Here is a 21,624-nt window from a genome sequence, read left to right on the forward strand (position 1 = left end):
CGGCTACGTTTATCTACATAGAAGAACCCCTCCATCCACAACTAAAAGAGTGGCTTCTCACCACTCGATATTTGCCAAAGCTTCAGCCATATCCTGCTGCGTTGTTAGAGTATAGATATTGGTGGTTGCTACGTGATCATGTCCAAGGATTTGCTGGATGGTCGTCAATGGAGTCGTTTTCACCAACTTATAGCCAAGGGTATGTCTAAGCATATGTGGTGTGACCTTTACATTGACTCGATCCCCGTATTTGTTCAAGATCAAGTTGACTGCATTCCGTTCCAAGGCTCCGCGCTGCCCAATAAACAAGTGTTCCGATTCAACTTGTGGCCTGACTTCGAGATATCGGGTGATGGCTTTACGTACATCCTTATTCATGGGTATCGTTCGGAGGGAGTTCCCTTTACCAAGCACCTTCAATATCCCCTTACGTTCTGTCATTTCAATATCCTTCAGCTTGATGCCAACCAATTCGCTTACTCGTATCCCTGTTCCCAGCAGTAATTCAATCATACAGATATGCATCCGATTACCCATACGGTGAATTTCATTCCGCAGCTTCCACAAATCCTTTTCCGCTAACCCTTTGTATTGGTGAACAACCTTGTTCCTGACCGCTTCGATATGTATCTCTTCCTTAATATAGGCTTGTTGGTGCATCCACTGAGCAAATACGTTGATACTGGCAATCTTGCGGTTGGTGGTGAGTATCGCTTGGTTGGTGCTTCTCAGATATTTCTTGTACTCCACGCCATCCAATTCAATCCACTTGTCCAGTCCATATTCCGTTTTCCTTTGATACCAGGTTATAAACTGCAACACGTCCCGGATGTAGCACGAAACTGTGTTCTTGCTTCGATCCTTGCTCCGTAAATGTGCTTCAAACCCTTGAATATAGTCCATATTCGCCCCCACCCTTCGCTTGTGTGTCACATCATAGCGTTGATGCGAGGGAAAGTCCACTCCATACATAACTTATCTTATGCACTGAGTTTGGACAATTTTGGGGCTAATTCAGGGCTGAAATGGGCGTTTATCTATGCAAATACTGACGGCATAACGTTATGACTGCGAATCATCTGGCTCTATGTATCCGTCCTCAATCTCAACCGATTCCTCAATAGCTTCATAATCGGCATCCACTACATCGGCTTCAATCATATCCAAAAATAGCTGCTTACGCTCCTGTTCCAGTGCTTTTGTATTGACCAGCAGTTCACGGCGATCATTCCACTCGTTGGGTGCGCGATTCTTTAAATAAAAAATCATCGCTGTCGGATTGGGTGGCTGATATCGTTTCACTTTCTCGATACGCGTCTTCTTTTTTCCATTTTTGTCCTCTTCAATAATCGTTTTTATTTCTTCATATTCATAGCCCGTAGCAGCTTTCAAAAGTGAATTTTCCACGTGGGATATAGGCACAGATCTGCTCCATTTGACTAGTTCAGCCAGCATCGGATGTTTATCTATATACTCGTACCAAGTCGTTTTACCTATATCGAGTTTCTTGATAATATCCTCCGCATTCACGCCTTCTTCGAACCATTGCTGAATCTCCGCAAGTCTAGGATATACATGTGTTTCCCACTTGGTTGGACGTTCCAATGCTTCCGCAAATTTGGGATGTTTCCTTCTATAATCGCCTAATGTCCAAATATGAATATTAAGTCGCTTCGCAATCTCTTCATCTGTTGCTCCTTCACGTACCCAAACGGGAATATCCCTGAGTCTTGGCACAACAAATTGATCATATTTGGTTAGTATCTTAGGCTTGTTCCTTTTGGGCTTGTCACTATTTTTGCTCATCTTAACTCACCTCCATCAATGAAAAAAGGGAACAGTCAGCTATCGACCATTCCCCATATGTATCAGCTCATCCTTCCAATTCAGCCTCGTAAAACAACTCGATATCTTCAATTACCTTTTGAATCAACTCGTTATCCTCACAAGCTTCCTCAGCCCCTAGCACATTTACCTTTTCGGCTTGCATGCCCTTTAGGAATCGAATCACCATATTCACTTTTGCTTTACCCAACTCAATCACCCTTTCGGTTTAGTCAGCACATGATACCTCTGACCTTGCCGACTCAGCAACAACTTCATGATAGTCATACTGCTTACCGTCGTGAACCAAATAGTTGTATAATGGGGTTCACTGAATACTAATCAATATAGAAAGGGGAAACTGACCTATGCTTAAAAAAATGAATATATATCTAATTCTTAAATTTGCGTGTGCTGCTGCCGTTGTTATCACGTCCCTTTTTTCACTTGCTTATCCTGGTAATAACCGACTCGCATCCTTATTTACACAGCTTTTTCTCAGCCTCATGTTTTTATTTTCTGGCATCTCCGAGTTTAAGACAAATCGAAAAACGTATGCCATAGTTAGCTTCAGTGTATCCTTGTTCGCTGCAATTGCATTTATATCTACACTTTTATTGAGAAAAGGTTAACTGTACGTTTTCTAATTCTGAATTAGTAACTATTTCATGATAGTCATATCGCTTACCATCTCGAATCAAATACACACTGCTACCGCTGCCAACATGGGCAATATATCGCTTCACAATCACATCTACATATTTGGGATCAAGCTCACTCGTATAACAAATCCGATCCGTTTCCTCACAAGCAATCAATGTTGAACCTGAACCACCAAATGGATCAAATACGATATCACCAAGCTTACTGGAATTTTTAATTGGATAGCTAATCAAGGGAATCGGCTTCATCGTGGGATGATACTCATTGCGAAAGGGGCGATCAAATTGCCATAATGTCGTTTGCTTCCGATCACTATTCCAGTAGTGTCCACCTGTCGGCTTCCAACCGTACAATACAGGTTCGTGCATCCAGTGATAATCGGCATGTCCCATAACCATCGCTTGCTTTGCCCATATACAACATTGAGACAGTTTGAATCCTGCTTCAATAAATGCCTTCCTAAAATTCAAACCTTCACTATCTGCGTGAAACACATAAATACTTGCTCCGTCATCTGCTACTTCAAACATTTGAGTATAGGCAGCCAATAGAAAATTATAAAACTGGTGATTGTCCATCTTATCGTTTTCAATTTTCAATGCATCCTTGGTTTTACCTGTATAATCCACATTATAAGGTGGATCAGTTACAATAAGCTGAGCCTTCTTACCATCCATCAATGTTGTAATATCCTGCTGATTAGTCGAGTCTCCGCACATGAGCCTATGCTTACCAAGTAGCCAAATGTCACCTTTACGAGTGATCGGATGTTCAGGTAATGCTTCTTCCAGATTAAAATCATCTTCATCATCGGCTGTATCTTCATGTAATGTATCCAGCAACTTCTCTGCTTCAGACCAATCAAAGCCTGTTAACTCAATATTATATTCTGCTTCTTTTAACTCATCTAATAATGTAGCCAGTGCGTCAAAGTCCCACTCCCCTGTAATTTTATTGAGCGCTATGTTCAGAGCTTTCTCTTTCGACTTATTCACATCGACTATGACACAATCAACTTCATCGTATCCGAGTGCCTTCAACACTTTAGCCCGTTGGTGGCCTCCTACAATTGTATAATCACTATTACAAATAATCGGTTCACAATAACCGAATTCCATTACACTATTCCTGATCTTTTCAAACTCTGGATCACCCGCTTTTAAATCCTTCCTTGGATTATATTCAGCATGCACCAGTTGATCGATCTTCAATTTTATCCACTTCATTTATTAAACTCTCTCCTTTATGTCTACAGCTTTCTCATTGTTTCTGGCGTTTTTTATGTACGGAATTAACGTTTCTACGTTTACGAATTTGATTTCCAATCCACTTGATTCCCCTTTCTACCTTTATTTTCAAAAAGGCTGCAATCCACATCCAGGTGATAAACACACCAATTGCAGTAACAAATCGTAATATTTCTATGATTATTGATTGTAAAATTAATAGCATTCTTGTTGCTCCTCTCCAAAATGAAAAGGAACCCTAGCTCATAGCCAGAGTTCCCGTATATAATATGTACTTTTAAATTTGCTCATTGTGTCACGTGACACATTTTACTCAAGTCCTCAATTCGTGTAGTTTAAAATTTTGCAAATAGCAGTCAGTATTCAACAAGGTAAAATTCAATATGAAATACGAAAATTTTAAAGCGATAAATACAACCAATTAATAATATGACTCTGAATTGTCCATGAATCCTACCAAGTCTATATATGATCTATACGTGGGATAGGGGAAACTAAAACCGCCATAAAACCACTTCGCTACGCTTCGTAAACGGTAGTATCGCCTGCCACCGTTTCCCCTCCCACACCCAGCCCCTTTGCGGCATATTATAAATACTTTGTTCGCAAATTTTTATCTTTCCCTATCTCTAAAAACGGTTGATTTTATTGACTTATCTATCATCTGGACAGCAAATCATGGATACATGTATATATATAGCATTACTCCACAATTTGCTGTCCAAGATTAAAAAAATCCTTATATGTACTACCTTTTTGGCATTATCGAAAATGAGAAAAACTTGATTTTTTTTGTTACAACCGATTATCCGTTAAATTTGCTAACTAACCAATATCGCTTCCCTTTATGGGGATTGTTGCTTCCATCTTCTAACTTCTTTCGGTTATCTGGAAAGCTACCAATCGCATATTTTAATTGATTCGATTGGAGGTAGGACTGTAATTGGCTAATATCCTTTTGTAATCTACCTCGATAATCCTTGATATCAAATTTTTCAATGACTTGTTTTTGACCGTCTTTATATATTCTTTTACCTACTATTGTTTCTAAATAGCTACATAATTCTTCTTGTTCAAATATCTTCTCAATCAACGTGATTTTATTTTTATGTAATAAGTTCGAAATGTACATCATATAGGCATCGCTTTCCTTTTTCCCTCCAGTTTCTTCCCTGAAATTATTGGTTTCTCTGTTCTGATCCAGCATTGCTTTAATCCGATCTCTCGTAGCTACAGCTTGAAGATATTTAACTCTGGAAACTGTCTTCTTCGATTTATATTTGCCATCACTTGTTGCGTTGTCTTTAATGATGTAATTGGATTGCCTCGAAAATTTACCCACTAGCTTTTTCCATTCTCCAACCCCACCATGAATAAAAGCATCTGCTTCATTCAGTTTCTTCTGGACTGTTCTCAAGTAATTATTCAAATCTCGATTGCTTCGATTCAGTAAAACAATATGAACCTTATCTTGGTCATTCTTGAATCTCTTTCGTCCAATACACTGTAGCATCGTATCCACATCAAATATATCGCACACAACTAATTTAATTTGCTCATCCTTCAAATCAAAACCATTATCAAGCACAGTTGTCGTGAATAGATATTTACAGTCAAACCTATTTTTCTTGACCATGGACTCCACTTGATCATCATCTACATATTTGAGATATTTTTTATTTTTGCTGCTTTTACTACATACGAATAATGAATTGTCATATTTGAGATGAAGCTCATAAGCCTTTTGGATACTGCTTGCAAAATATATAATTTTATCGTTAGCTTTATTGAATTTGCGCTCAATCCATTTTTCTATTGCATAAAAGTCTCTATAGAAGGATAACGATGCAATCTGATTGAATTTTATTGGAATGGAGTATGTCCATATTTTATTACTTTTTTGTTTGAGCTTACGTCTATATTGATCCTTGATGTAAGAGAATAACACATGACCTGTTGCGGACATAAAAATTCTAATTTGAGACTGTAAATTAAGAATGGCTTGAAGGGAATCATCCGAATTATCATTGAATCCACTGTCCGTAGTAAAGTAATGCGACTCATCACACACAATGTATGTATACGGAGAAAAATCGTATTCCTCATCATTGTTTAGCTGGTTCTCAATCGTTTGATATAATTCCACTTTGATTCTTGAAAATAATGAATTGTCGATAGCTTCCTTATTCTGATCGTACAGGTTCTTTCGATTGACTAATAAAAGTATGTTCACATTTTGCTGATCCGCTAATTTTTCCAGCTTGTTTCGAATAAAATAGGATTTACCCGATGCCGTCCCACTGCTAATTAAAACGATATCTCCATTTTTCCATTCAACCTCCTCCCCGTTTATCTTCTCAGTTACATTTTGCTTTGGCTTATAATCATCAATTCTCATCAAATGCTCCTCACATCATTTCTAACATCTACATTTTAATGATTTGTTGCTTCCCATTCATCAATGGCTACAGATAGTTCTGGCGTTTTCAGATACATGGAAAATAAAACATTCGTCTTATAGTGTCGTGCCTTCGTTATAAACGAGAACCCCTTACTCGTCAGATAATTAAACAAATGAATATCGTAACAATAAAAATAGCTCAATCAGATTCACTCCTCTCATTTGTGGATCGCACCTTTATAGCAGGTGTCACCCAAGCGCCAGTGTTAACAGGCGCCTATCATGACAGACAAATGATTCACGTTAGTCGATATGGACTATCGCCTTAAAGCTCGATTTCGTGACTTTCTCGATAGTTATAAATTCAATTGTCGCACCGTCAAAATCCAGTAAGGATAACCCCTCATCTCGACGAATGACCTGATCTCTCGGAATGATACACTTCACTTTCCCCTGCTCATCTACAATATGAACATAGCGGTACTCGACCACCTGAATCTGTAATTTCTCGCCTAATATCTGGTCAGCTACCGACTGCGATTCTTCCTCCGACTTTTTCAAAGTACTGAAGCCTAGCAAGTAATTTCTCAATGTCCGTCTTGTACTTTTTTCATCCAGTAGAGAAGACATATTACTGGTTTGTACTACGCTTTCCCTCTCAGCTTCATATCCAATAAAGAATTGTCCCATGATCTCAAATAATGAATAAACACCGTCCGGCACATGGAATGGAAACTCCAAATCATGTATTGTAGCGATACCAGCTTGAACGGTAAGCTCCTTGCCTTCTACATTCCAATTCGTAAGCCGGTTCACCTTTCGTACTTCCCTCTTCATCACATTTTCATGCTGCTTTAGATTTTCCAGTATCCCATCTACAAACAGCCATGCAAAGGAGTATGTTCTGTAGTTTTGATATGCGATCTCGACAGCAACACTGGCAAGTATTGAAGGATAAGGACAGATCACTTCACACTGAGTTTTGTATTCCTCTCGTAACTTGGCGTATTCAGCACTGATCGCTTTCCGGGTATCATTATCTCGTTCCCATTTTTTTAGTTCATTAAATTGCATCAAGCGATGATCAATTGGTTTTTTCTGCTCGTTGTATTCTTTATACAGTGGCTCAATTCGAGCTAGATAGCTCAGAAACTTGGGCTGACTGACCTTGCTCATATCCTGTAACAATTCTTTCGTACTCTCGATGCCCAAAATCGACTGATCCAGTTTGCCATCTTTCATCTGGAACTTGTCATCTATGTACTTCTCCGCCTTAACGCAAAACTGATTAAACGACGATTGGGTTGAATACTGATAATCCTCGGCTTTGCCACCATTCACAAAACGAAAGAAATACGGCATTTGGATAGCCAGACGATCCAGCACATATGGAATCTCTACTTCCAGTCCATTTTTCGTGGCATCAATGATTTGACCTTGGAGAAATTTTAAGACTGAGTTTTCCAAAACGCGTCCTTGAAGGCTCCCTTCTTCTAAAGCCATATTCTGAAAATACGTGTTCACATTCGTACATCTACCCGTCAGATTATGTAGACTTTTTAGCTCCATCTTGACGATACTATCCATATGATTCGGTACAGGAGCAGCTACTTTTTTATCATCTTCATTGATGATCGTTGGAGCATCAATCACTGCCTTGAGTATGGTCGGATCATTCGTACAGAGAGCCGTGTCCCCATCGACATCTCCTAGTCCGAGCCTTGCCAGTGTTAAATCACAACAGTTCAGAACAATCACATTATCCAAATGACGCATATATCGGTTATGTACTTGTACAAAATCTAGCTTGCCAACTTCATTAAATATCGTTAGTGGTGAACGGAATAGAGCGTGGCTTCCCTGTTTCCGATTCATAAAAGCCTGTTTCTTCTTCAGCACACCTGTTACTGGATATCCGCTGGCATGCTCCATGAATGCAATCGGATCATTGGTTAGATAAAAGTAACTACCTCGAATCGGGATGCGACCTTTCAACATATCCTGTACTTTCAGCATGGCTTGCTTCACGATAAATTTACGGACGTTTCCGTCATACAGCATCAATTCATTCAAATCGATGGCATGGACGATTTCATTGATAAACTCTTTCTTCTGGCCCCGTTCTATTTCATTTTCCTGTTCGTCGGGTTCTTCATCTACATCTTTGGGTTCATCGTCTTCTTGGACTAGCATATGTAGGAACGCTTTTGTGTACGCGATATCTCGAAGCCACTTTCCATGGGTGCCATTCTTTTGCCCATGTAGTACACCCTTGATGACATCCATTAGAGGCGTAGCTAATTGATATAAATCGTTCAGCGTGAGATTCAGCGCATGAATATATTGATATGTCAGTGGTGTATAGGCATTCATTTGGTATGCTGGTTTCGCATAATTAGCGACCCAGAAGTTATTATGATTATGTACTTTCAGTAATGCTTCATATTCCGTTATACTTTCGAACAAACATTTAGGCTTAGCTTCTCCCTCACTGTATTGATGCCATGCTTTGAAGCAGGATTTGGTGAGGATAAGATCAATAGGACGACCCTGTTTGTCGATGATCGGCTGTAATTCACCAAAAACATCCTTTATCTCTGTCACGTTGTTTTCGTTAAACCATTTCATCAGATCGAAACGGATAAAGTTTCCTTTAATATATGGGAGCCTTCCCTGAATCGCATTAGGTGAATACGATAGGTTAAGATGCTGCCCAATGCGCTCTGCAAACTGAAAGCTCATTAAACCTTGACCATCGAAAAACTGGACATTCTTATTCTCATACTTCGGGTACTCCACTCGCTTAAATCCGATGGACTCTTCATTGATAACGATGATTGGAATTTCTTCTGTTTGCTCGATGGAATAGCAAGGGTATAGTTTGTCATTATACATAACCGAACGAGCAGGAAAAGGAATTGCTTCTAGCTTCACACGACGATTCTTTTTATTCCATCCATTGAAAGTTTTATATTCATTTTGATCAGGAACAGACTTTGTACGGCCATTCCACGAGATCGTTTTATTCGGTATACGTTCTAACTTATGTAATTGTTCCTTAGATGGTTTCAATTCTTTCTTTGCTTTGAAATATTCACGTTGCTTCGTCTTTTCATCGAATATCGACTTTTGTTGCTGCAAATCCTCAGCACACTTTTCCACTTTCCATACATCCTCGATGATCGTATCCTTTTCATAATCTGGAATAACAACAATCCGGGGAACATACGGTACTGGCTGTGCTGCTGAACGACTCACACCAAGTGCTGCTTCCCACTTATGGGGATTAGTGAGCCGTGGCATTTTACCGAGTGTTATGCGTCTATATAGGTCAGCAACATATTTTTCTTGGATAAATTCCGTTCGCTGTGTGCGTCTCATCGCAGGCGATTTGATCGAACGGACATATTTCCTTCCATTATAGTAGATGCCCTCTCGTAACATTCGTTCAAACATGGCAAGTTGAGATGGATCATCTTCATCAATTTGATCAGCTTTGAGCATGAAGAGCACTTCGGTAACATCGGTGGAAGGATCACGTTCTGCTACGACTCGTTTGAGTTGATCGAGATAAATGCTGTTTGATACAGTGATAGTGCGAGTGCTGGATTGTGGCGCACAAAGTTGGTCGCCTAGAACCGTGATTTCGTTAAAATGGAATAGTTTGATTTGGTATTGATTTCTTGTTGGATTAGTGGTCAAATTTTAGCCTCCTGTTTGTTGGTTTGTGTGATATGTTCCTCATAATGTTCTTCTAGTAAGAAAACATCAGCCTTTGTCTTCAATAATTTCTACCTGTTGCTGTGATTCTTTCTTAAGCCGATCTTTTTCTTCATTAAGAATCTTTTGCTCTTCATCACGTTTACGGATAATCGATTTTTGCTGTGAACTTAAATGTCTAGTATCAAATCTCCAATTCATTAAACTTCACCACCTTCCATTCCTGAGATATATTAGTTCCGAGTTCACCTTTTCAATATGCTGGTAATAGGTGAACACAAATATATTGTATCATACCAAATTAAAATTCGTCAATATTTTTTGTAAAATATTTTACGTATATAAAATTATTTTAATCTACGGATTTTTAGGTTATAATATTTACTGAGGAGTGATATATATGCCGAAAGTCAAATTAACTGAAGAACTAAGCAGGACTATAAAGAATACTCGAAATGATAAAGGAATTAAAGCAGCTGATCTATCTAAATATATTGATAGAAGCCTTGCATATATAAGTAAGTTAGAAAACCATAATGCAGAATTTGTTGATTTGGAAGTTCTCTATAAAATATTTGAATTTCTTTTGGGCAAAAAGGAAGATTTTCTTGAACACATACAGCCACTACTTGAGAAAACAACCATTGAATTAACCCCCGATGAGATTAAAGAACAAGAATGGATACAGATATTTGACTTGGAGTATCGTCAGATACCAATTCCCGATTCTCTAATAATGTTCATTACAAAAATGTTGAATGAACTGAATCTGACCGCAGAAGAAGTCATTCTTGAGATGAATAAAAATGAGGAATTATCAGATCATAATATTCTACACCAAAAAACCAATTCTCTAATCTTTGAACGGAATCAAGAAAAACCATGTTCCTATATCGTATTTGACTTAAAGGAGAATCTACTACAAAAAATCCTCAGTAAGCAGATAAATATTATTAACTATATTACAATGGAAGGAATCGTTCGCACTCTTTATAAAATGCAGGGTGCATCCATTAAAGAAGCTTATGAAAAGGCAGTCTCCACGTTAAACGAACATAAATTTTTCAGCTTATATGAGAAAAAAGAACTTTTACGAGAAAAAAAGCATGGTGAAGAACTCGAAAGGGTTCTAACTGAGTTTGATAAAAAAAACATGACCGTAGTGAACAGTATTATGAAGCATATCAAAATACTCAGTGATTGGAACATAGATTATGCTAATCGGAAATTAAAAAATTTGGAGGACAGTTTCGAGATTGACCCTTCCTTTATGTTGGCTATAATTGGGGGAGAATTTTTCAAATTAGCTGATCTGGATAAAGAAGGAAAAAAGGCGTTTCTTGCAGATTTATCTGCATTGATAAATAAACATTCGGATAAACCAAAATCTTCTGAAGAAAAATTCGAGGCATATTGAAGGTCTGCTAAATAATGAATCCATCTACGTGTTTTGTACTATTGTCTAGTTCTTATGTCAATCCTATGTATATGTCAGCCATTTCACTAACAATACACATTCTTAAACTACTACTAGTTAATGCGAGGAAGGTTACGAAATGAATACAAGAAAAGCAGTTTTCTCTTTCTTATTATTGATCTTTTATATACCTATCTGTTTGCTTCTTTGGTTCTCTACTTATGGTTTGATAAATTCAATAGACCCTGGAATTTATATTCGATTCGCTACAGAAAATAAATATCATGATGATATTTTCTTTAGCAAAGAGATTAATGGAAAAACAAAAATTTACGATACTATAAATCAAACATTAGGTAACAAGGATGTTGATAGTATAAATAACAAACAAGCACTGTATGCTTATTTGTTAAAAAATAAAAAACTCTTAATTAATCCAATAAGCAAGAATGAATCATACATGAAATACTTACAAGAAAATAATTTAGGATTGAATGATCTTTTTCTCTACATCGAAAGAATGACTAATTTAGATCAGACACTCTTAAATGGTTGTTTTTATCTTGTCGCTCTTCTAGAAATTCTGTTATTTTATTTTGTATTTCATTATAGAATAAGAATTTACATAATTGCTGCTGTTCTTTACACCTTTTCAAATTTAAATATATTCACATTGGGTATTTTCGGAAATATGTTTTATCCTTTATCCGAAGCTTACTTTTCCCTTTTTCAAAATGATTTCAAATATGAAAATTATACAATAATACTGAATAGTTTTGTCCCAACATTCAAAGAGGCTTTAATGACCTATATTATTATTGATGCTATTGGCCAATATTATAAAGATAAAAACGGTCGGCATATTTCCTATCATATTAAAACAATATACTATTCTATCCCTATAGTACTAAAAGAATTAAAATTCATAGATAAAACTAATCCTTCTATCTGTGTCAAAAAAGTAAAAATTGAATTCAGTTACCTTCTATCCTATTGTAAAAGAAATAAAAGGGATATTTACCTACAAGAAATAACCAAACTTTTAGAAGAGAACAGAGAAACTCTAATTCAACACTCTACGTCTATGAATATCAAATTAATGATTGAGCTAATAGAAAAAATACACTCAAAAATGAAAAGTTCTCCTAAAATTAACCAAGTGATTAAATCTTAAACGATTATTTAGCTATGTAAGGACTTTCAATCTTCTAACCAATTAAGAAAAGAATATTTCCTCCTCGTTAATTTTATTTCTATCATTAAGTATATTCTAAAAGACGATCTCATTGATAATTTGAGTTTCTATCCCCCCTTCATTCCTATCTGATTGCTAGTCAACTTCAGACGGTTGCAAAGTTGACTAGCTACACAGATCAAGTACACAATACCATCTACTTCAATTCAGACATATCACAGCATTGGGCAATAGAACAACATCACTTCGGTGTGGATTATACCCGCTCGCCTCGATTACCTGTCGTTCATCTCTTCACACCTTTTACACATTACGTAGTTTATCTTTATACATCAAAAACATCGCTAATCTTTATATTCCTTTAATGATTTCTTCAGCTTTTTTTCTAAAGAGTAAACTTTTTTCTGTTGGCGTACTTGACCAAACTGAACTTATGTTGTTTTTTCTACAGTGGTTTTCAATATCTTTACCAAATACTCTTTTTGTTTTTTCTAAATTATGTTTATTAACGCGCCCCCTATTGATATTTCTAGACCATGTTTTAAAGAACGGGAGCTCTCCATCTTTATCATAGTCTCTATCATTAGTACGGGTTCTTCCTATGAATTCAATTAATTTTCGTTCTGTAGGAACTACAACCTCATCCAATTGAACATTTATCATCCTCGCACTGATAGTCTGAAATAAGCCTGCTGTTGAATGCTTATAATACCCTCCCTTATCAGTTTTTACAAATCCGACCACATCGAGCATATTTTTTATTTTTCTAAATACGTCTGCTGGCAGCGATTCAGACATGAAATTGCTTGTAACTGAGGCTAACCAGCCAACATTATAATCTTTGATTCCAATCATAAACGTTAAGCTATTCAAAAAAAACACTACACTGCCTTTAATTCCATTGTGTTCAAAACTAAAAAGAATAGTATCAGTACTTTTCCCTTTACATATAGTAATCAAATTATTTATTTCAACCTCGATATTAATTGCCATCTAAACTCCACCACCATAATCATTTTAGTACAATTATTTCTATTATATTCAGCTAATTTTCCTTTCTTCGAACAGTTGGTTTGGATTATGCAGGAAGTTCATCAAATCTAACGAGTCCCTTTCCCCTGGTCTACCGCTACCTCTCATTTATAAACTCAGCTTAAAAGAGCCAGATCTCCTCTCAATATTAAAGGTTCTGAATAACATTTAGGTGAATGAATCTCATCTCACTGCAAAGGTTACTCTATGTGCTCTCCCTAAAACACTAATCTTATAGAATATCGACTTCTATTTCTCGTCCCTAACATAGAATTATATCCTTCCTCAATCCCGTACTTTAAATTTATTTGGAATTCTTTTTTCCAATTTTCTAGCCAACTCCCCAACTTTATCAGGACACATACTGGCATAGGAAACCAATGCTGCGACAGTTCTTTTCGAAGGAGCTTTCTCACTAAGTCTAAGACTCCAATGATATTCCGCTTCATCAACATTGATATTACTCATTAAATCAATAAGTACTGGAAAATCTTCTTTTTCTAAAGTATTTAAAAAAATTATTAAATCATCGCAATCAATGCTCTGAAGCTTTGAAATAGCACTGATAATTTGTATTGAATTATCCTCCATAACTTTTCGATATACACTCTCGCTTATCTTTTTCAGATTCATGATAACCATTGCAATGAGGCCCCAATTGTGTCCGTTATGCCCGAACAAATTCACATTACCTCCACGTATTACTAGACCAGCAATTGCTTCCGGACAAATTGTTACCAGAATCGGATCGGCCACATTAATTTCAGATTCGTGTTTCATAAGCAAGGTTTTTGCTGGTTCATGGTCACTGTTCGCAGAAAGGGTTATTAATAATAGGCGTAATTCCCTAGGTGGGCTTGACCATAATCCATCTGTCATCCGATTCAGTTTTTCGATATCTAAACAATTAATGATCTTTAGATATATCCGCTTATCTACTTCTTTTAACCACTCGCCTAGGAAATGTGCATAACGTTCCCAATCTCGTTGGCGACTTTGTGATAGATCTGACGAGATTTTCTGTATAGGCAAGCTCTGTGCAATTTTCTTGGAGTATTGCTTCTGTTTACTATTAGGTTTCTCTTGTCGAAGAAACCCAGGTATGTGACCTAACAATCTCCAATTTATATCCTGCAATTCCCTCCATGTATCAAGTGGTCGATTGTTCAGTGCATTTGAAATTATGGGAAATCCATTGTCAAGTAATTGGAAAGCAAACTCATGATCATAGGAAGCAACTTCTGTGATAAGTTTACTCATTCCTTCAATATCTTCACCCGACATATTCGTAATAAGCGTTTTAAGACACTCCTGATTAATGGAAGTTTTGAATTGTTCACACCACTGATCATTCGCGCAAAGTCGAATACGTCCTAATAAATGCCCCCAAGAATAAGCCCCCTCTACTCTAGCCTCATTAAGTCTACTTGCCAGGTTCATCGGGCTTATTAAAGAAACCAACTTTTCGGCTGCTTCATAACTATGGTTATAAATATCATTTACTAAATTTGCAAGTGCATAAGCTGATTTGTCATTTGCCTTTTCAATCCATTGGGCGAGTATAGGCAGATGCTCAATCAGTTTCTCGTTTCCATTCACTCTAGTACGAGCTAAAGCATTTAAAACAAATGCAGCATTTCTTCTTTCCATCATATCGGTAACCCAGCATCGCTCTATGATACTATTCCATACTGAATCTGAAATTACTGTATACTTGTCATACCTTAATTTATCAATAAACCTTATCTCGTTTAACAACCATGAAATACCTTGAAGTGGTGTTTCCACACTTAACATCAATTGCTGCATAAAACTAATCGTAAGATCAATTTCTGTATCTGATGCATATTCAAAAAAGCGGTTAATAACAACTGAAGCAAAGCGAATGTGTGGTGTTCGGATATGGTTACCAGATAACAGCAAATTTCGTTTTCTTAAGATATCCAAATTGCTCTGCAACCAATCGTTATCCTTTTTATAGTATTTTACAACTAAATCCAACCCTTCCAATGACATTGGTGCATCGAGATTTAGAAATTGTTTGATTGATATAGAAACAAGAAGCAAATCCGCCCCATTTAAGTCCCGCAATACCATTAACTCATCATTTGCCTTCTGCCAACCACCACGTAAAATAAAGTTAAAATGCCAAGGTGACTCTGCCTTCCCCGCTTCCTCTATCCGTCGCTCAATTGGAATGTCTAAGTAACGCTCACCAATAAGATCATCAAAGCTTCTCACAATTGGCAGCACCTCATCTCTTCTTTCAAGATAAGAATTACGAAGAGTTTGAACTGCCGCCGAATTAGAGATTAAGATTTTTTCCGGGTTATCATATATTTGTTTTGTTGATGTTATGATGATTTTAAGGAAAGTTGAAGATAGCGCTATCAGTCTGGGTAGAAAAGAATTGGAGTAGATTTGTGCATCATCGACGACCAGTACTGTTTTTAACATCAGATTCGATGCAGATTTAAGTAATAATTCTTCAGACTCCTTATCTCCCTCGGCTAGCAATACTTCCCAACCACTTTGCAAATAATCATATGCCACTTGATAAGCAGTAATGGATTTTCCACATCCGGGCATTCCAGATATGTCGACAAAATTACTAATTTCCAGATTTCTACTAGCTATTTTAACTTGTGGTAAGCGAGGACAAGAGACTACATCCGAAGGAGAGAGACGATGTCCAGCAATAGCCGATGCAATGTCTCTTTGACTGGAAAAAGTGAGATGCCGCCAGCCAGTAGTTTCTATACATAGACTATCAGCCAAAAGTGGTAAAACTTGTTCTGCAGGAAGAGGAATATCATTTTTTCCAGTTGCTTCAGGCCCAATTCGTATAACGCGCCATCTCTCTTGAAGTGGTGCTATCAAATTTTTAACGACTATATCATCCTTTTCCGAATATCCAATGATAATTAATGTACGAGGCCTTTCTTTGCACATATCTTGAAGAAATTCCAAGATCTCAATTGGAATATAACCTGGCTCATGAGGCAGTATCCATGTTTGATCAGGAATCAATGCATCTCCATGAGGCTTATGCAGAACCATCTTATGGTCATTAATATCAGTACCGTATAACCTCTTCCAAGATTTTTCGATGAGAGTGTCCCAATTTAAGGATACTATTTTTTCAATAATTCCATTGTGTGCAAGACGAGCAATAGCTTCATGAGTATAAGATCTCCGCAATGAACGTTCCGCATCCAACAAAGAAAAAGCCGCTTGGAACGTCTTTCTTGCTGAATTGTTAGTAGTTATAAGTTCAAATGCTTTCGAAATATGATTCCAATCATCACCAATTAAACTTTTTGATGTAGTACTGTTCACACCAATTAGACCAGCTAATTCTTTTTTTAAATCTGGATGCTCGTCATATGTCATCCAAAGCAATGGAGGTAACTGACCTGTTAAAGGCATACCTGTCCCAAATGAAACTCCTGCCCCAATAATTGCAATAGCATTTGATGATCGGATTTCGGAAATAACCTTTTGAATAATAGAATCTACTTGAAACATAGAATACCACCTTCATTTAGCTGTTAATTAGATTTTGATCCCCGTTTGTCTATAACTTCTTGGTCTAGCTGGGGCTTTTAGACAGTGTTCTTGGAACGAGTTTCTCTGTATTTAATAGCAATACAGTTGAAGATTGATCTCTAAAGACATTTATCTATAACTATTTTCGTCATCATCCGACAAATCCCTGCTTTTGGAAAAGGAGAAAAGCCACTTGGATACTCTTCATTAGTGAAGTATAAATATAGATCTACATAGATGGCTTAATACTATTCTTTACCAGCAACATGCCTTATATATGTAAATAATATATATTCCCGCACTCAACCCTAAAGCGTTTTTTGAATGCAGGAACATATCCAAGTTAATCTTAATCCCTCGTGTATTAATGCTTTTCCTCTCGATATATTACTACCACGCACTCCACATGCCTTGAGTGTACAAAAATGATGACCCTAAGGCCTGGTCGCCCCTTGGCGGAAAATCTATCGTTTTTAGATCAGAGTCTTTATGTCTTTCTTTTTTTATTTTCTACTGAAAGTGTCCCTCCTGATCCATCTGCCCCAAGGCAGTCTTGGTTTTTCTGACTTTCTGACAATCCTGTCAAACATAAAACCAGTAAAATAGTTTATTGCTCAACTACCCCAAAATCATCCACATAAACATATGCTGTACCAGGATTCTTGTAAGCATACACTGTTGCCCTGGTAGCGCCTGCTCCGGTTGTAAAAGGAATGTTTACCATTGTCCAGGATGTACTGTCAGATGTTGAGGATGCATCCGTTCCTTCAAAGCCATTAACGCCAATCTGAATCCGCTCTCCTATGTCTGCCTTAACCCACGCGGTACACATATAGCTGGTATTAGGACTTAGCCCCGTAAGTACCTGCTCGATACCATCTTCTCCGGGTCCCAATCTAACACTCTTAGAGCCGCTTCTTGGTACCGATACACTTGCAGCAGTATCTGAATATGTTGCTGCCCATGGTGAGATTATCCCTTTCTCGAAATCAGATTGCCTTACGTTATTAACATAAAGTAAGCTGACACTCTCAAAAACCGGGTCCGGAGGTGAAGAAAAATCATGCCCGGCAGTCCAGTCAGCTCCACCGAACTCATATGCTCCAATATCCGGTGCCGCACCAACATAATCATTCGTGATTCCAGATATTACAGCCCCTGCATTAATAGCTGGAGAAGTAGACTGCAACCTGAAATCATATGCTGTGGGATTCACAAATAACGGATTGGTTTCTGAGGTAATATTATTTCCCTCTATATGAGTACCAGGCAGTGTAAAGGTAGTAGTAAAGATATTGTTGAAAATTCTGTCGCCGTACATATCTGACTGAAAATTACTTCCCCAATATCCTACATTTCCGTTACTGTAGGTGGTATTGTTATAAATCAGGTTAAAATTACTGGGTGTATTCAATCTTATCCCTGTATAGTTTCCCCATACAACATTATGATGCACAATATAGCCCTTGCTACCGTTATCCAGATAGATACCAGTGCCGGAATAATTCTTTGCCAGATTATCATGGATGTAATTATGATGAATTACCGTCCCTTGCCCATCCCAGGCAAATTCATAGAGTATTCCGCAGTCTTTTGTCAGCTTTCCTGCATTGTACAGATTATTATATTGTATCTGGCTGTTTTGGGTAGGCATAAATATCAGATAACGCCCAGCGTTATATACCGTATTATGACTGATTAGATGGTTTGCCCCCAATAGATAGATTGCCGGAATATCCGCTGCCGAATAATTTGCTTCATGAATAAGATTATTAATTACCTTATTTCCTGTTCCCTCTATACTCACCAGATTACCGGAACTGTAGGTCAAAGTACTGTCTCTAAGCTCATTATTGGTACCGGACATAAATATCCCTGTACTGTATTGTCTGGTAACATCCGAATCATGACTGACATATTCCGCAATCATATTAGAAACTTTACAGTAATTAGAATTAGACATTTTAATGCTGGAGGCAAAGATATTAATTCCGGTAATATTTATGTAAGAGTGGGAACTTAAATCAAATGCATAAGTCCGCTTCTTTGCTTCTACTGTCAAAGTATTCGGATCAACTCCACCAGGTGCCCATAAATAAAGTCTGCCAGTAATGCTGTCAAAATACCATTCTCCCGCACTGTCAAGATCTTCAAGATTACCAGTAATATAATAGCTGTTACCGCCTGTCGCTGCAGTATCTATTTGATCAAAGGTAATGGAGCCGTCACTTGAGCTGGTAATGGTACTTTTATAAGATTTGTAGCCTGTTCCCGGAACACTCCAAACCGTTTTGCCAACCCAGTATCCAGGTGCCTGAGTTAAGTTTCCATCCTTGATGGTTGTAGTGGAACCGGAATCAACTGTTGCATATGTTGAATTTAAGGGATCAAGTGTTGATGAATTGGGCCATCTAGCTTCAAATTGCATTTGCTTATTAACAAATATCTGATTTTTTGTTCCAAGGGAACCCCTCATTTCCGCATAATAGATGGATCCGGAGTAATTTTTCCAGCCAGTAACCGGATCGGCACCGGATACCGTTACGTTCTCTCCTGTATAAGCCTCAAAGTTTATGGGTTTTGCAGAAGTTCCGGAAGTATGAAGTGTTACTGTTTCCCGGTATGTACCACCTCGTATGATGCAGGTATCTCCGGCTGTCATGGTATCTGCTGCCTTTTGTATGGTTTTCCATGGATTTGATAGTGTACCGGTTCCAGTGATGTCATTCCCCGTTGTAGAAACATAATATACGGAATTTGCCTTTACAGTTTCCACACCCAGATTAAAAGTAAATACATAAATCATCATAATTACAACTAAAAATCTAAAGCCTGTTCTCTTATTCATAGCTTACCTCCTGGAATGAATTCTATTTTTAGATACAGCTTCTACGCTTGGGCCTAAGTTCACTGCTAGGTATGTTCTAATATAGAAATTTGTGTATATATAAGCCCTTAATTATTTAATCGACTTATACCGACTTAAAGTTTATGATTCTTTCGGCGAAGCTTCTCCAATACTGAACCCATCCAGCCATTTCATTGACCATGCATGGTATTATTTTCTTTCCGAAATGGGTGCATGAGCATCCAGAGATTAAAGTACGCTATCAAAATGATTTTCCCTCTAATGGAAGAATCGCGTGAAAAGTATGAGACTTATCCGAAGCATGTAGTTCCTAAATTCGCATATATTACTTTCATTGAAAATGCAGGTGTGAACAACGAGAAGTTGATTGCCCAGGCACCTTACGCGGGCATGACAGATGATATTCGTGCGGGTAAGTTGCAAGCATAGTCAAACAAGACGAATTGAACTGAAAAGCCTGAGCCTGTGTCCCATAACGTAAGACAAATTAAAACACCTACCAACCTGGTCATACCCTGTCTACTTGACAGGGGTATGACCAGGTTGGTAGGTGCCCAGCATCTTTTTTAATGTTCTCTATAACCATCTAATCTCCATTGGCTATTCTTCTTTCTCTTTTTCATCATGAAGCATCTTCTCTAATACAACATATACAAACTGTGCTCCGTACTTCATGCCCTGCCAGTACAAAGCTTCATTCTCCAATGCTTGCTTGTAATGATGCTTATCCTCCCATTCCGAGAATCCAGGTCTGTTCACAATATCCATCTCAGAAAGTCACTTCGATTCCTCTGGGCAAGGCATCAGGATCAATATTTACGCTAATTCCCAGTCGGTCAACAACCAGGTTCTGAATCGTACTTTTACCGCTTCCATTATTCCCCGCAAATACATACATCATTGGTATATGTTTATGCATGAGAACATCCGTATCCGCAACAGGAACAATGTCTCCATCGTTGTATTCTTTTACAATTTGGCCATCCGGCGTTTTATATACAATATAGGTATCGTTCGCTTTCGCATCCAACTTGGCGCGATCTCCTGTAAGTTTAATCAATTTCTCCAGATCTTTAAATTTATCCAAGGGGTTCACCTTCCCGCATCCGTATTTATTTAAAGTAATTGAACCACAGCAAGTTGATTGCACGTCCCAGAAGGGAATAACCTTATTGCTTGAGGAATTCTTACAGGTAGCGTAAAGAAAAGAACGCCAAACTAAGGACGCTCTCTTGAATACTCACATTTTCAGTTAAATACATCGGATGTGTCCAACCACTTTAAATCCAAAAAAATCGAAACATTTATTTTGTTGTGCCATACCTTATTTCTATAAACTTTTCCCCAGCTCGTAAAGGACATAGGAAGCTACAATTAAGCACCTCTATATATCGACTCGACATAGCTTTACTACGGTCTCAACGTGTGTCGAGAGGATGAAACGGATTTACTTGAAATTAACTCGTTCCATTTTAAAAATAATAGTTCAATTTCCTTCTATTTCTTTTTCAGCTAAGCTAGCATGCTCTCGATAAGTCCCTTCCAGCTTAAAATGGAATTTTTCTAATAATTTTATAGAAGCTTGATTACATGCTGCAACCGTTGCATAAATTTTGTTCAACTCCAAATCCTTACGTTCAAACATTGTGCTTAAAAATATCAAGTAATACATTTGCATATCCTTGCATCCTATGCCTTAGAGGCAAG

General features: G+C 37.6%; 17 protein-coding genes and 1 pseudogene. 4 read left to right on the forward strand and 14 right to left on the reverse strand.

Features of this window, described 5'->3' with window-relative positions:
• Positions 1-57: 57 nt before the first annotated feature.
• The 3 genes from EGM68_RS18550 to EGM68_RS25785 all read right to left on the reverse strand — a co-directional run bounded on the left by EGM68_RS18550 (position 58) and on the right by EGM68_RS25785 (position 2,035).
• Positions 58-903 (reverse strand): tyrosine-type recombinase/integrase, encoded by an 846-nt coding sequence (locus tag EGM68_RS18550; protein ID WP_129549770.1) that lies wholly within the window; start codon positions 901-903, stop codon positions 58-60.
• 159 nt (positions 904-1,062) lie between these two features.
• Positions 1,063-1,806, reverse strand: a complete 744-nt coding sequence (locus tag EGM68_RS18555; RefSeq protein ID WP_129549771.1) for a transposase — start codon at positions 1,804-1,806, stop codon at positions 1,063-1,065.
• 67 nt (positions 1,807-1,873) lie between these two features.
• On the reverse strand, positions 1,874-2,035 hold the full coding sequence (locus EGM68_RS25785; protein ID WP_165264050.1) for a hypothetical protein: 162 nt from the start codon (positions 2,033-2,035) through the stop codon (positions 1,874-1,876).
• A 169-nt stretch (positions 2,036-2,204) separates the two neighbouring features.
• Between EGM68_RS25785 and EGM68_RS26575 the strand changes: the two genes are divergently transcribed.
• The gene (locus EGM68_RS26575; RefSeq protein ID WP_481855682.1) at positions 2,205-2,456 is read left to right on the forward strand and encodes a DUF3953 domain-containing protein; all 252 of its coding nucleotides are present in this window, start codon (positions 2,205-2,207) and stop codon (positions 2,454-2,456) included.
• On the opposite strand, the gene EGM68_RS18565 is transcribed toward EGM68_RS26575, so the two are convergent.
• From EGM68_RS18565 to EGM68_RS25795, 5 genes are all read right to left on the reverse strand, one after another.
• The gene (locus EGM68_RS18565) at positions 2,439-3,713 is read right to left on the reverse strand and encodes a site-specific DNA-methyltransferase (RefSeq protein ID WP_129549773.1); all 1,275 of its coding nucleotides are present in this window, start codon (positions 3,711-3,713) and stop codon (positions 2,439-2,441) included. The genes EGM68_RS26575 and EGM68_RS18565 overlap by 18 nt on opposite strands.
• 826 nt (positions 3,714-4,539) lie before the next feature.
• A complete protein-coding gene (locus tag EGM68_RS18570; protein WP_129549774.1) occupies positions 4,540-6,132 on the reverse strand; it encodes a DEAD/DEAH box helicase in 1,593 nt (530 codons plus the stop codon).
• Between the two features lie 35 nt (positions 6,133-6,167).
• Positions 6,168-6,338: a hypothetical protein gene (locus tag EGM68_RS25790; RefSeq protein ID WP_165264052.1), complete on the reverse strand. Its 171-nt coding sequence runs from the start codon at positions 6,336-6,338 to the stop codon at positions 6,168-6,170.
• A gap of 100 nt (positions 6,339-6,438) precedes the next feature.
• A complete protein-coding gene (locus tag EGM68_RS18575; RefSeq protein ID WP_129549775.1) occupies positions 6,439-9,837 on the reverse strand; it encodes an RNA dependent RNA polymerase in 3,399 nt (1,132 codons plus the stop codon).
• 66 nt (positions 9,838-9,903) lie between these two features.
• On the reverse strand, positions 9,904-10,056 hold the full coding sequence (locus EGM68_RS25795; protein WP_165264054.1) for a hypothetical protein: 153 nt from the start codon (positions 10,054-10,056) through the stop codon (positions 9,904-9,906).
• A 199-nt stretch (positions 10,057-10,255) separates the two neighbouring features.
• Between EGM68_RS25795 and EGM68_RS18580 the strand changes: the two genes are divergently transcribed.
• Positions 10,256-11,272, forward strand: a complete 1,017-nt coding sequence (locus EGM68_RS18580) for a helix-turn-helix domain-containing protein (protein WP_129549776.1) — start codon at positions 10,256-10,258, stop codon at positions 11,270-11,272.
• 139 nt (positions 11,273-11,411) lie between these two features.
• On the forward strand, positions 11,412-12,446 hold the full coding sequence (locus EGM68_RS18585; RefSeq protein ID WP_129549777.1) for a hypothetical protein: 1,035 nt from the start codon (positions 11,412-11,414) through the stop codon (positions 12,444-12,446).
• A 372-nt stretch (positions 12,447-12,818) separates the two neighbouring features.
• On the opposite strand, the gene EGM68_RS18590 is transcribed toward EGM68_RS18585, so the two are convergent.
• From EGM68_RS18590 to EGM68_RS18600, 3 genes are all read right to left on the reverse strand, one after another.
• Entirely contained in the window at positions 12,819-13,460 is a 642-nt protein-coding gene (locus EGM68_RS18590) for a DUF6037 family protein (protein ID WP_129549778.1), read from the reverse strand.
• A 324-nt stretch (positions 13,461-13,784) separates the two neighbouring features.
• Positions 13,785-17,027, reverse strand: coding sequence for an nSTAND3 domain-containing NTPase (locus EGM68_RS18595; protein WP_129549779.1), 3,243 nt, complete (start codon positions 17,025-17,027; stop codon positions 13,785-13,787).
• A 628-nt stretch (positions 17,028-17,655) separates the two neighbouring features.
• The gene (locus EGM68_RS18600) at positions 17,656-19,896 is read right to left on the reverse strand and encodes a right-handed parallel beta-helix repeat-containing protein (RefSeq protein WP_129549780.1); all 2,241 of its coding nucleotides are present in this window, start codon (positions 19,894-19,896) and stop codon (positions 17,656-17,658) included.
• A 200-nt stretch (positions 19,897-20,096) separates the two neighbouring features.
• On the opposite strand from EGM68_RS18600, the pseudogene EGM68_RS18605 reads away from it, so the two are divergent.
• Positions 20,097-20,346, forward strand: a pseudogene (locus tag EGM68_RS18605) (phenolic acid decarboxylase); the annotation flags it as partial.
• A 171-nt stretch (positions 20,347-20,517) separates the two neighbouring features.
• Here EGM68_RS18605 and EGM68_RS25800 read toward each other — a convergent pair.
• The 3 genes from EGM68_RS25800 to EGM68_RS18615 all read right to left on the reverse strand — a co-directional run bounded on the left by EGM68_RS25800 (position 20,518) and on the right by EGM68_RS18615 (position 21,595).
• Positions 20,518-20,685 (reverse strand): hypothetical protein, encoded by a 168-nt coding sequence (locus EGM68_RS25800; protein ID WP_165264056.1) that lies wholly within the window; start codon positions 20,683-20,685, stop codon positions 20,518-20,520.
• A gap of 1 nt (position 20,686) precedes the next feature.
• Entirely contained in the window at positions 20,687-21,004 is a 318-nt protein-coding gene (locus tag EGM68_RS26215) for a hypothetical protein (protein WP_090738577.1), read from the reverse strand.
• A 399-nt stretch (positions 21,005-21,403) separates the two neighbouring features.
• Positions 21,404-21,595: a GNAT family N-acetyltransferase gene (locus tag EGM68_RS18615; protein WP_129549781.1), complete on the reverse strand. Its 192-nt coding sequence runs from the start codon at positions 21,593-21,595 to the stop codon at positions 21,404-21,406.
• Positions 21,596-21,624: the final 29 nt, after the last annotated feature.

The organism is Paenibacillus sp. M-152, assembly GCF_003856555.1.
In the GTDB taxonomy this organism is placed as follows: Bacteria; Bacillota; Bacilli; order Paenibacillales; family Paenibacillaceae; genus Paenibacillus; species Paenibacillus polymyxa_C.

What these genes read in the sequence shown, in the direction of transcription:
- EGM68_RS18550 (WP_129549770.1), bottom strand. Translation starts at nt 903, where the DNA reads ATGGACTATATTCAAGGGTTTGAAGCACATTTACGGAGCAAGGATCGA.
- EGM68_RS18555 (WP_129549771.1), bottom strand. Translation starts at nt 1,806, where the DNA reads ATGAGCAAAAATAGTGACAAGCCCAAAAGGAACAAGCCTAAGATACTA.
- EGM68_RS26575 (WP_481855682.1), top strand. Translation starts at nt 2,205, where the DNA reads ATGAATATATATCTAATTCTTAAATTTGCGTGTGCTGCTGCCGTTGTT.
- EGM68_RS18565 (WP_129549773.1), bottom strand. Translation starts at nt 3,713, where the DNA reads ATGAAGTGGATAAAATTGAAGATCGATCAACTGGTGCATGCTGAATAT.
- EGM68_RS18570 (WP_129549774.1), bottom strand. Translation starts at nt 6,132, where the DNA reads ATGAGAATTGATGATTATAAGCCAAAGCAAAATGTAACTGAGAAGATA.
- EGM68_RS25795 (WP_165264054.1), bottom strand. Translation starts at nt 10,056, where the DNA reads ATGAATTGGAGATTTGATACTAGACATTTAAGTTCACAGCAAAAATCG.
- EGM68_RS18580 (WP_129549776.1), top strand. Translation starts at nt 10,256, where the DNA reads ATGCCGAAAGTCAAATTAACTGAAGAACTAAGCAGGACTATAAAGAAT.
- EGM68_RS18585 (WP_129549777.1), top strand. Translation starts at nt 11,412, where the DNA reads ATGAATACAAGAAAAGCAGTTTTCTCTTTCTTATTATTGATCTTTTAT.
- EGM68_RS18590 (WP_129549778.1), bottom strand. Translation starts at nt 13,460, where the DNA reads ATGGCAATTAATATCGAGGTTGAAATAAATAATTTGATTACTATATGT.
- EGM68_RS18595 (WP_129549779.1), bottom strand. Translation starts at nt 17,027, where the DNA reads ATGTTTCAAGTAGATTCTATTATTCAAAAGGTTATTTCCGAAATCCGA.
- EGM68_RS18600 (WP_129549780.1), bottom strand. Translation starts at nt 19,896, where the DNA reads ATGAATAAGAGAACAGGCTTTAGATTTTTAGTTGTAATTATGATGATT.
- EGM68_RS25800 (WP_165264056.1), bottom strand. Translation starts at nt 20,685, where the DNA reads ATGGATATTGTGAACAGACCTGGATTCTCGGAATGGGAGGATAAGCAT.
- EGM68_RS18615 (WP_129549781.1), bottom strand. Translation starts at nt 21,595, where the DNA reads ATGCAAATGTATTACTTGATATTTTTAAGCACAATGTTTGAACGTAAG.